This is a genomic window from Pseudomonas sp. NPDC090592 (assembly GCF_044769185.1).
Taxonomy (GTDB): domain Bacteria; phylum Pseudomonadota; class Gammaproteobacteria; order Pseudomonadales; family Pseudomonadaceae; genus Aquipseudomonas.
The window spans coordinates 166,301-178,235 of sequence record NZ_JBIVXJ010000006.1 but is presented as its reverse complement, the minus strand read 5'-3'; the positions used below and the strand labels follow the sequence as shown (position 1 = coordinate 178,235).

Below are 11,935 nucleotides of genomic sequence, written 5' to 3'. Positions count from 1 at the left end.
GCGTCATGATGAGTGTCGATGAAAAGCGTATTCGCGAATTTGCCTACCAGATCTGGGAATCCGAGGGTAAGCCCGCCGGCGAGGAAGAGCGCCACTGGGACATGGCCCGCAAGCTGGCCGAGGCTGAGGCGTTGGCACCCAAGGCTGCGCCACGCAAGCGGGCGCCGGCCAAGGACAAGGTAGCGGCGCAGCCCAAGGCGCCGGCCGAGCCCAAGGTGGCTGCCCTGCCGGGGGTCAAACCCGCTGCGGCGAAAAAGCCTCGGGCGGCGAAAAAACCGGCTGCCGGTTAAGCCTGCGCCGGCCTCTTCGCGGGCTTGCCCGCTCCCACAGGGACCGCACAGGTCATGAAACTTGTGCAGTACCTGTGGGAGCGGGCAAGCCCGCGAAGAGGCCGGTGCAGGACTGCATCACTCCCTCCCTTCCACCACGGCCACCAGAGGATTGCCATGAGCCCCCGCACCCCAAAGAAAACCCGCTCAGTTGCCCCATCGCGCATCCGCGAAGGCCTGCCCTTCCCCCTTGGCGCCACCTGGGATGGCCTCGGGGTGAATTTCGCCCTGTTTTCGGCCAACGCCACCAAGGTCGAACTGTGCCTGTTCGACTCCACCGGCGAGCAGGAAATCGAACGCATCGAACTGCCCGAATACACTGATGAGATCTACCACGGCTACCTGCCCGACGCGCATCCCGGGCTGGTCTATGGCTACCGTGTATACGGCCCCTACGAGCCGGAGAATGGCCACCGCTTCAACCCCAACAAGCTGCTGATCGACCCCTATGCCAAGCAACTGGTCGGCAGCCTGAAGTGGTCCGAGGCGCTGTTCGGCTACACCATCGGCCACCCCGACGGTGACCTGTCGTTCGACGAACGCGACAGTGCGCCCTTCGTACCCAAGTGCAAGGTGATCGACCCGGCCTTCACCTGGGGCCGCGACCAGCGTGTGCTGATCCCCTGGGAGCGCACGATCATCTACGAGGCGCATACCCGCGGCATCAGCATGCGCCACCCGGCGGTACCGGAAAAACTGCGTGGCACCTTCGCTGGCCTGGCCAATGACGAGCTGCTCAAGCACATCAAGGAACTGGGCGTTTCCAGCATCGAACTGCTGCCAATCCACGCCTTCGTCAACGACCAGCACCTGCTGGACAAAGGCTTGAACAACTACTGGGGCTACAACAGCATCGCCTTCTTCGCCCCCCACCCGCGCTACCTGGCCAGCGGCAAGATCGCCGAGTTCAAGGAGATGGTCGCGCACCTGCACGACGCCGGGCTGGAGGTGATCCTGGATGTGGTCTACAACCACACCGCCGAAGGTAACGAGCGCGGCCCCACCCTGTCGATGCGCGGCATCGACAACGCCTCGTACTACCGCCTGATGCCGGACGACAAGCGCTACTACATCAACGATTCCGGCACCGGCAACACCCTGGACCTGAGCCACCCCTGCGTGCTGCAACTGGTCACCGACTCGCTGCGCTACTGGGCCGGCGAAATGCACGTGGACGGCTTCCGCTTCGACCTGGCGACCATCCTTGGCCGCTACCACGACGGCTACAGCGAGCGCCACGGCTTCCTTGTCGCCTGCCGCCAGGACCCGATGCTGAGCCAGGTCAAGCTGATTGCCGAGCCCTGGGACTGCGGCCCCGGGGGTTACCAGGTGGGTAACTTCGCCCCTGGCTGGGCCGAGTGGAACGACCGCTTCCGCGATACCGCACGCGCCTTCTGGAAAGGCGACGAAGGCCAGCTGGCCGACTTTGCCGCACGCATGACAGCATCAGGCGACATGTTCAACAACCGCGGGCGCCGGCCTTACTCCTCGGTCAATTTCATCACCGCCCACGATGGTTTCACCCTGCGCGACCTGGTGTCTTACAACCACAAGCACAACGAAGACAACGACGAGAATAACCAGGACGGCACCGACAACAACCTGTCATGGAACTGCGGCGCCGAGGGCCCCACCGACGACCCGGACATCAACGCCCTGCGCATGCGCCAGATGCGTAACTACTTCGCCACCCTGCTGCTGGCCCAGGGTACGCCTATGATCGTCGCCGGCGACGAGTTCAGCCGCACCCAGCACGGCAACAACAATGCCTACTGCCAGGACAGCGAGATCGGTTGGGTCAACTGGGACCTGGACCAGGATGGCGAAGACTTGATGGCCTTCGTCAAGCGCCTGACCCGTTTGCGCCTGGCCTACCCGGTACTGCGTCGCTCGCGCTTTCTGGTGGGTGACTACAACGAAGCCATCGGGGTCAAGGATGTGACCTGGCTGGCGCCGGATGGCAGCGAAATGAGCGTGGAGCAATGGGAAGACCCGCACGGGCGTTGCCTGGGCATGCTGATCGACGGCCGCGCACAGGTCAGCGGCATTGCTCGGCCTGGGGCCGAGGCCACGGTATTGCTGATCGTCAATGCCCACCATGACATTGTGCCGTTCAAGTTGCCGGCTGTGCCTGAAGGCGAATACTGGAGCTGCCTGGTCGATACCGACCGGCCGGAGCTGCGCAAGGGGCAGCACTTGCCATTCGACAGCACGTTCGAGGTTAAAGGGCGCTCGATGCTGCTGATGGTTTTGCAGCACGAGGAAGACTGAGTCACCCGCAGGGGCAGTGCGGGTGAGGTGCTAGCAATCATTCTTCATAGCCGGGGCGCGTCAAATAGCGAACCCGGCTATGCCCTCCCTGTTTACTCAATAAATCAAAGGTTTGAGCCATGCCACGAAGTGTGAACAGATTCTTCACGCTTTCTTGACGCAAGCGCCGTCCTCTCCTTAGCTGAAGATTATCTAGCAGTAAAGATCTCGCGCCGGGCCTCTAGCTCGCGCCTTTGTGCGCGCTTGCGAAGGCTGGCGTGCTGGTTTGGGTCGCCCACTGTTTTTGCCGTACAGCTCGTGACAACAGGCCAGGTCCTCGGGCTGTACCCCACAAAAACAAAGGAGATCCGCCATGAAATGCACCTCGACCCCCTTGCGCTTCGATAGCATTTTTTACGCGGTTTCCACGTCGCTGCTTCTGGCAACCCCGGTGGAAACGTTCGCGTACGAGCTGCAAGGTGACCCCACCTCGCCCGGTTTCTTGCAGCAGCCTGCGCTGGCGCAGATGTCGCTCGACCCGGTCAGCGCCAGTGGTATCAACATTGGCACGCTGAATGCCTTTTCGCAGAAGATGAGCGAGCGCCACGGGCAGGCGGCACCGGACCTGGTTGCCAGCCAGTGGGCACAGTTTTTCCCCACTGCCTCGCGCAACGGCGCGCAACCGCCAGAGCAACTTGAGGCGCCCAGCCAGCAACTGATGATCGGCCCGGACCTGTTCGTGCGTGAAACTGCAGCGGGCAATGTGCACCGTGCGGGGATTTTCGTGGGGCACAATAATTTGCAGAGCAGCTTCAACGGCATGCGCCCGCTGCTGGGCGACAAGCAGCGCAATGCCGTGAACCTGAGCGGGGAAAGCCTGGGTGTGTACTGGAGCATGACCCATGAACAGGGCTGGCACCTGGACGCGGTGGCCATGGGCTCGCGCATCGATGTGCTGGGCCGTGGCGAAAACGGCCAGCGCCTGGACGACAACGGGCATGCGATGACCTTCTCGGTGGAGGGCGGCTACCCGATCCGCCTCGGCGGCAACTGGGTGATCGAGCCCCAGGCACAGTTGATCAACCAGCAGTTCTTCCCCGGCAACCAGGTGCAGGAAGAAACCTTGCAGGCCTTCGACAGCCAGCCGAGCTGGAGCGGCCGGGTGGGTGCGAAATTGTCCGGGCGCTATGAAGTGCGTGGCATGCCCATCGAACCCTATGTGCGGACCAACGTGTGGTACGACTTCAGCGATGCCGATGAGGTGAAGCTGGACCAGGTCGACAAGATCTCCAGTTCGCGCTACTCGACCACGGTGGAATTGGGGTTGGGGCTGGTGGCGCGGGTGACGCCGTCGGTGGCCTTGTTTGTGAGTGCCGATTACAGCAGTGATGTGGATGACAATGATTTGAATGGGTTGATTGGCAGCCTTGGGGTGCGGATGCGGTGGTAGGCAGGCCCGGCCCTTTCGCGGGCACGCCCGCTCCCACAGGGACCGCACATGACCTGAACATTGCGCAATCTCTGTGGGAGCGGGCATGCCCGCGAAGAGGCCGGTACAGGCTACCCATCAGGCCGGTTTCATTATCAGCACCCCAAGCGGCGGCAAGTTGAGCGCCAGCGACAGTGGCTGCCCATGGCTGGCTACAGCCTCACTGGCCACCGCCCCCAGGTTACCCACGTTCGACCCGGCATACAGCTCGGCATCACTGTTCAACAACTCCTGCCAACGCTCACCAAAGGGCACGCCAATCCGATACCCCTCACGCGGCACCGGGGTAAAGTTGGTCACCACCAGCACCGGCTCGCCACTGCTGCTCCAGCGCAACCAGGCGTACACACTGTTCTGCGCGTCGTCACCAATCAACCACTGGAAGCCCTGCGGTTGGCAGTCCTGCTCATGCAGTGCCGGTATGTCGCGGTACAGCCGGTTGAGGTCGCCGACCAGCCGCTGCACACCCAGGTGCTCCGGGTATTGCAACAGGTACCAGTCCAGTTCGCTGTCATGGTTCCACTCACGCCACTGGCCGAACTCGCAGCCCATGAACAACAGCTTCTTGCCCGGGTGTGCCCACATGAAGGTGAGGTAGGCACGCAGGTTGGCGAACTTCTGCCAGCGGTCGCCGGGCATCTTGTCGATCAGCGAACGCTTGCCGTGCACCACTTCATCGTGGGAGATGGGCAGGATGAAGTGCTCGGAATAGGCGTAGATCAGCCCGAAGCTCATCTCGTTGTGGTGGTGGGCGCGGTGCACCGGGTCGTTCTGGATGTAATGCAGGGTGTCGTGCATCCAGCCCATGTTCCACTTGTAGGCAAAGCCCAGCCCGCCCTGCTGGGTCGGCTGGCTCACACCCGGCCAGGCGGTGGACTCCTCGGCGATGATCAATGCACCCGGGGCCTCGTGAGCGGCCACCCCGTTGAGGTGGCGGATGAAGTCGATGGCTTCGAGGTTCTCGCGCCCGCCATGGCGGTTGGGCACCCATTCGCCGGCTTTGCGCGAATAGTCGCGGTACAGCATCGAAGCCACCGCATCGACCCGCAGGCCATCGATGTGGAAGTGCTTCAGCCAGTGCAGGGCCGAAGCCATCATGAAACCGCGTACTTCGTTGCGGCCAAGGTTGTAGATAAGCGTGTTCCAGTCCTGGTGGTAGCCCTCCAGGGGGTTGTCGTATTCGTACAGGGCAGTACCGTCGAACCGCGCCAGGCCGTGCTCGTCCGTGGGGAAATGCGCCGGCACCCAGTCGAGCAGCACACCAATGCCGCCCTGGTGGCAGGCATCGATGAAGGCGGCGAAATCCTCGGCGCTGCCATAGCGCGAGGTGGGCGCGAACATGGACAGCGGCTGGTAGCCCCAGGAGCCGCCAAACGGGTGCTCCATGATTGGCAGCAGTTCGATATGGGTAAAGCCCAGTTGCTGCACATAAGGCACCAGGCGTTCGGCCAGTTCGCGCCAGTTGTAATAGCGCCCGACTTCGCCCGCTTCATCCAGCTCGCAGCGCCATGAGCCGGGGTGCAGTTCGTAGATCGACAGTGGCGCGTTGTAAGCATGGCGCTGCGCGCGTTGTGCCATCCAGTCGTGGTCCTGCCAGTCGTGGCTGAGTGCATTGGCAACCTTGGACGCGGTGCTCGGCGGCAATTCGGTGGCGCGGGCCAGCGGGTCTGCCTTCAGCGGCAGAATCCCATCCTTGCCCAGCACCTCGAACTTGTAGGTTTCGCCCACACCCAGGCGCGGTACGAACAGCTCCCACACCCCGGCACTGTGGCGCAGGCGCATGGGGTGACGGCGGCCATCCCAGTTGTTGAAGTCACCCACCACCGACACCCGCCGGGCGTTGGGTGCCCACACCGAAAAGCACACGCCGGCGATGCCATCGACCTGGACCGGCTGGGCGCCAAAACGCCCGGACAAGTCGCGATGGTTGCCTTCGGCGAACAGGTGCAGGTCCATGTCGCCAAGTTGCGGGCCAAAACTGTAGGGGTCTTCGGTGACTTGCTCGCCACCTGCCCAACCGACTTGCAGCAGATAAGCCTGCGTATCAGCGAGGTGCGCGGTGAACAAGCCTGGTAGACCGCCCTGCACCATTTCGGCCAGCACGCGCCCATCATGGCGCGCCAGCACCCGGGCGCTCAGCGCATCGGGCAGGAAGGCGCGGATGAACACCCCGCCCGCCCCGTCGCCGTGAGGGCCTAGCACTGCAAAGGGATCGGCGTGCTCGGCGCGGGCCAGGGCATCCAGGTCCCGTTGCCGAAGGCCGCCGTTTTCACGCGTTGTAGCATTCATCTATGACTCTCCCCAGGTACTGATCAGTCCATGCAGGCCATGCAAAGGCACGGCCAGCCAGCTTGGACGGTTCTCGGCTTCGTATGTGATTTCGTAGGCGGCTTTTTCCAGGCAGAACAGTTCCAGTGCGGCGCGCTCGCCCTCGGCCTGTTGCCAGGCATGGGGCATGGCGGCGGTGGCCAGGCCATAGGCTTCGACGAAAGCGTGGCGCGACTGGTGCAGGTACTGCCGGGCAACCCGCTGACGCGCCTGGCGCGCCGGGCCGGAAAGGTCGACCGCAGACGCGCTGCGCAGAATCATGGCAGCAGCATAGTCGAAGGATCGCAGCACGCCGCTCACATCCTTGTAAGGGCTGTGTTTTGCCCGGCGCTCTTGCAGCGGGCGGGCCGGTTCGCCTTCGAAATCGATCAGGTAGGCGTCGCCCTGCACCACCAGCACCTGGCCCAGGTGAAGGTCGCCGTGCACGCGCATCAGCAGGCCGCCCTGGGCTTGCCCGGCAAGGTGACTGATGTGCTGGGCCAGGCCGTCGCGCTGTTGCTGCAAATCGTCGACCAGGGCCTGGCTGTCACTGTCGAGGTTGTCGCGGTGCTGGGCCAGCAAATCGAGGGCACGGGTCAGTTCGGCGCTGATCTGCGTGGCCCAGCGCTGGCTGTCGTCGGCATCACTGGGGCGCGGCCGGAACGCTTCATCGTCGGTAGGCGCCGCCAGCAGCAGGTGCATCTCGCCCAGGCGCTGGCCAAGCAAGGCGGCGAAACCGCTGAGTTCGGCCAGCGCATCGGTGTGCACCTCGGCATCCTCGGCGGTGGCTTCCATCTGGTCGCGGATGGCCCGCTCCAGGGTGTTCTGGGTCCAGGCCCAGGCGTCGCCCTGGTTGTTCAGGTAGCCCTGGGCAATCATCAGCAGGTGTGGCGCGTGTTGTTCGTCCACCCGGCTGACCCAGGCCAGCAATGGCGAGATATTGGCAAAGCCGGCAGCGGTCAGGTAGGCGCTCATTTCAAGCTCGGGGTGAATGCCCGGGTTGACCCGGCGGATCAGCTTGAGCACCACCCGGTCGCCGACCACCACCGAGCTGTTGGACTGCTCGGCGCTGAGGTAGCGCACTGTGCTTTCATCATTGAGCCCAAGGCCTGCCAATTGCCCGGTGCTTTCGAAACGCAGCTCTCCTTCGCCGTTGCCGCAAGGCAGGCGCATACCCTCCTCACAGGCACGCAGCACGGCACGAATGAAGGGTTCCAGAACGAAGGCGTCGGTGATCAGGCCCACCTGATGGGCACGGCGCACCCGCGACAGGGCCAGTTGCTGGGGCAGCGCGGTGTTGATGTCTTCCTCGCGCAGCAGGCCGAACGGCAGTTGGTAGCGGTTGGCCGTGCCATCGCTGAGCACTTCGATTTCGCTGAGCAGAACCGGCGTTGTGGCGGTGCCGAAGCGCACGCCGTAGCACAACCGAACGGCGTCGATCGGCCCCTCCTTGCCAGCGAACCAGCGCCGCTTTGGCAAGTACTGCGGCAGGATGCCGTTTGCCAGGGTGTCGCTGGACGGTGCTTCCAGCAGTTCTTCCATGCGTTTGCGCAACACCAGCGTAGTCAATTCGGGTAACCCCTCGGTGGCCTGGATGTGCCAACTGGGCATGCGGTCGTGCGAGGCCAGCAGGAACCAGTAGAAGGCATAGGGTGGCAAGGTAAGCAGGAACGGCAACTGGCCAATCGGCGGGAAGGCGCTGCCGCCGAGCATCTCCACCGGTACTTTGTCGGCGTAGTGTGACAATTCCAGTTCTGCGGCCTGGGCAGCGCGGGAAACGTTGGCCACGCAGAGGATGACCTCGGTATTACCGTCGGCATCGGTGTACTCGCGGGTATAGGCAAGGATGCGCCGGTTGCTGGGAGTGAGGGTGCGCAGGCTGCCGCGGCCAAAGGCCTTCTGCTGCTTGCGCACCGCCAGCATGCGCCGGGTCCAGTTGAGCAGCGAGTGCGGGTCGTGGCTTTGGGCCTCGACGTTGACGGTCTGGAAGCCGTACAGCGGGTCCATGATTGGCGGCAGCACCAGGCGCTGCGGATCGGCACGCGAGAAGCCGCCGTTGCGGTCCGGTGACCATTGCATGGGCGTGCGTACGCCGTCGCGGTCGCCCAGGTAGATGTTGTCGCCCATGCCCAGCTCATCGCCGTAGTAGAGGGTTGGCGTGCCGGGCATCGACAGCAGCAGGCTGGTGAGCAGCTCGATACGCCGACGGTCACGCTGCAGCAGCGGCGCCAGGCGCCGGCGAATCCCTAAGTTGATGCGGGCGCGGCGGTCTTCGGCGTAGTAGTTCCACAGGTAGTCGCGCTCGCGGTCGGTGACCATTTCCAGGGTCAGCTCATCGTGGTTGCGCAAGAAGATCGCCCATTGGCAGTTGGCCGGAATTTCCGGCGTCTGGCGCAGGATGTCGGTGATCGGGAAGCGGTCCTCCATGGCCAGGGCCATGTACATGCGCGGCATCAGCGGGAAGTGGAAGGCCATGTGGCATTCGTCCCCATCGCCTTCGCCGAAGTATGGGCGGGTGTCTTCCGGCCACTGGTTGGCCTCGGCCAGCAACATGCGGTCGGGGTAGTTGGCGTCGATTTCGGCGCGAATCGCCTTCAGCACCTCGTGGGTTTCGGCGAGGTTTTCGTTGTTGGTGCCGTCGCGTTCGATCAGGTAGGGGATGGCATCCAGGCGCAGGCCATCGACGCCCAGGTCGAGCCAGAAACGCATCACATCGATCACCGCCTTGAGCACCTGCGGGTTGTCGAAGTTGAGGTCGGGCTGGTGCGAATAGAAGCGGTGCCAGAAGTACTGGCCGGCGACCGGGTCCCAGGTCCAGTTGGACTTTTCCGTGTCGAGGAAGATGATGCGCGTGCCGTCGTATTTCTGGTCGTCGTCCGACCACACGTAGAAGTCCCTTGCCTTGCTGCCACGCTTGGCATGGCGGGCGCGCTGGAACCACGGGTGCTGGTCGCTGGTGTGGTTGATGACCAGCTCGGTGATGACGCGCAGGCCGCGCTTGTGCGCCTCGGCGATGAAGCGTCTGGCGTCGGCCAGGCTGCCGTAGTCTGTGTGCACGGCCTTGTATTCGGCGATGTCGTAGCCGTCGTCGCGCCGTGGCGAGGGGTAGAACGGCAGCAGCCACAGGGTGTTGACGCCCAGTTCGGCAATGTAGTCGAGCTTGCTGATCAGGCCGGCGAAGTCGCCGATGCCGTCGTTGTTCGAATCGAAGAACGACTTGATGTGCAGCTGGTAGATAACGGCGTCCTTGTACCACAGCGGGTCGTCGATGAAGGCTGCCGGGCGGGAACGCTTGGCCATGGGGGACTCCTTTCAGTTCCAGGTTGCTCTGGCCCAATGCACAAGCAACAGGCTTGACACCATCCCTGTGGGAGCGGGCATGCCCGCGAAGCAGGCAGCGCGGTGTATGGCACCGGCTTCGCCGGTGTTCGCGGGCATGCCCGCTCCCACAGGTGCAGGGCAGTGCGCCGGCGTTACCCGGCCTTTTCTATACGCCAGATACCAAACGGCAGGTGCCAGGGCTCGATGCGCATGAACTGGGTCTTGCCGTACCACGACCAGCGGTGGCCGTTCATCAGGTCTTCGCCATGGGTTTCGGCGTTGTCGTCCAGCCCCAGCTCCCACAGCGGCAGCTCGAAATGCGCCTCCTGGGCGTTGTGCGGGTCCAGGCTGATCGCCACCAATATGAAGTTGTCGCGCTCGGGCGTGCGCCTGGCGAAGTACAGGATGTTGTCGTTCCAGCAATTGAAGAACGCCACGCCCAGGTGGGTTTGCAAAGCACGGTTCTGCCGGCGGATGCGGTTGAGCTGGGCGATCTCGGCAATGATGTTGCCGGGCTGGGTGAAGTCCCGTGGGCGGATTTCGTACTTTTCCGAATCCAGGTATTCCTCCTTGCCCGGCAGCGGCGTGCCTTCGCACAGTTCGAAGCCCGAATACATGCCCCACAGGCCCGAACCCATGGTGGCCAGCGCGGCGCGGATGAGGAAGCCGGCGCGGCCAGAGGTGTGCAGGAAGTACGGATTGATATCCGGGGTGTTGACGAAGAAGTTGGGGCGGTAGCACTGGCTCCACGGCGGCTGGTTGAGTTGCTCGTAGAATTCGCGCAGTTCCTGCTTGGTATTGCGCCAGGTGAAGTAGGTATAGCTTTGCGCGTAACCGACCTTGCCCAGGCGCGCCATCATCGCCGGCTTGGTGAATGCTTCGGCCAGGAAGATCACATCCGGGTAGCGGGCGCGCACATCGGCGATCATCCATTGCCAGAATGGCAGTGGCTTGGTGTGCGGGTTGTCGACGCGGAAGGTCCTGACGCCCTCCTCGACCCAGCCGATGATCACATCGCGCAGGGCCAGCCACAGGCTGGGCACCGCGTCGGGGGCGTAGAAGTCGACGTTGACGATGTCCTGGTACTTTTTCGGCGGGTTCTCGGCATAACGGATGGTGCCGTCCGGGCGCCAGCTGAACCAGCCCGGGTGCTCCTTGAGCCAGGGGTGGTCCTGGGAGCACTGGATGGCGAAGTCGAGGGCGATTTCCAGGCCGTGCTCGGCAGCGGCGGCGACCAGCCTGCGGAAGTCTTCGCGGGTGCCCAGTTGCGGGTGGATTGCATCGTGACCGCCTTCAGCACTGCCGATGGCGTAAGGGCTGCCGGGGTCGCCTGGATCTGCCCGCAGGGCATTGTTGCGGCCCTTGCGATGCTGCATGCCAATGGGGTGAATGGGCGGGAAATACAGCACGTCGAAGCCCATGTCGCGGATCATCGACAGGCGTTCGTGCACATCGTTGAAGGTGCCATGACGCTTGGGGTCGTCAGTGATCGAACGCGGGAACAGTTCGTACCAACTGGCGAACTGCGCAGCCGGGCGGTCGACATCGACGGGGAATTCGCGGCTGCAAGTCAGGTAGCTGCGGTGCTCGGCTTCGCTCATCAGGCGGGCCGTCGCGGGATCGAGGAACAGCGCCACCTGGTCGTCTGTGCCCAGCGTGGCCAGGCGTTGCTGCGTGGCCAGCAGTTCTTCGCGCAGGGCACCGTTGCACAGGTCGATGCCCTTGCCCAGCAGCAACCGGCCCTCTTCCAGCTCCAGCGTCACCTCGACACCGGCGTGGTACTTTTTCTCGAGGTCGTGGCAGTAGGTGGCGTAGGGGTCGACCCAGGCTTCGATGCTGAACAGGTGTGGGCCCAGCTCGGTCGGGGTGAACTCGGCCAGCCAAAGGTCGTTACCTGGCGACTGCATGGGCACGCAATGCCAGCGCCGGCTGTTGGCCTGGCGCCAGTTGAGCATCACGGCCAGGCGGTCGTGGCCATCGCAATAGACCTTGCTGCTGACAGCCACCGGCTGGCCGCTGATGGCCTTGGCGGCGAAGGTGCCGGCTTCGAGTACAGGTTGGGTGTCTTCGATCACGATACGCGGCGCCAGCAGCGCCTGGGACAGGCTGATGGCCTGGTCTGCGTGATCGTTCGCCATGGGCACGCTTTCAAAGGGCTCGTTACGTGACATCGACCTTGCTCCCTCAGGCTGGTGGCGGTAAGGGTTCAGAGCCGGGCACAGGCGTGGGGTTCAAAAAA

6 protein-coding genes are annotated in these 11,935 nt (G+C 63.7%); 3 read left to right on the top strand and 3 right to left on the bottom strand.

Annotation, left to right across the window (positions count from 1 at the left end; translation table 11 throughout):
* Positions 1 to 5 precede the first annotated feature (5 nt).
* From ACIQUI_RS07380 to ACIQUI_RS07370, 3 genes are all read left to right on the top strand, one after another.
* A complete protein-coding gene (locus tag ACIQUI_RS07380; RefSeq protein WP_403196561.1) occupies positions 6 to 290 on the top strand; it encodes a DUF2934 domain-containing protein in 285 nt (94 codons plus the stop codon).
* A gap of 156 nt (positions 291 to 446) precedes the next feature.
* Entirely contained in the window at positions 447 to 2,600 is a 2,154-nt protein-coding gene (gene glgX, locus ACIQUI_RS07375) for a glycogen debranching protein GlgX (protein WP_403196559.1), read from the top strand.
* Between the two features lie 352 nt (positions 2,601 to 2,952).
* Positions 2,953 to 4,029, top strand: a complete 1,077-nt coding sequence (locus tag ACIQUI_RS07370; RefSeq protein WP_403196558.1) for an autotransporter domain-containing protein — start codon at positions 2,953 to 2,955, stop codon at positions 4,027 to 4,029.
* A gap of 117 nt (positions 4,030 to 4,146) precedes the next feature.
* Here ACIQUI_RS07370 and glgB read toward each other — a convergent pair whose 3' ends face one another.
* From glgB to ACIQUI_RS07355, 3 genes are all read right to left on the bottom strand, one after another.
* Positions 4,147 to 6,357: a 1,4-alpha-glucan branching protein GlgB gene (glgB, locus tag ACIQUI_RS07365; RefSeq protein WP_403196556.1), complete on the bottom strand. Its 2,211-nt coding sequence runs from the start codon at positions 6,355 to 6,357 to the stop codon at positions 4,147 to 4,149.
* On the bottom strand, positions 6,358 to 9,675 hold the full coding sequence (gene treS / locus ACIQUI_RS07360; RefSeq protein WP_403196553.1) for a maltose alpha-D-glucosyltransferase: 3,318 nt from the start codon (positions 9,673 to 9,675) through the stop codon (positions 6,358 to 6,360). It lies immediately after the preceding gene.
* A 173-nt stretch (positions 9,676 to 9,848) separates the two neighbouring features.
* Entirely contained in the window at positions 9,849 to 11,867 is a 2,019-nt protein-coding gene (locus tag ACIQUI_RS07355; protein ID WP_403196551.1) for an alpha-1,4-glucan--maltose-1-phosphate maltosyltransferase, read from the bottom strand.
* Positions 11,868 to 11,935 lie beyond the last annotated feature (68 nt).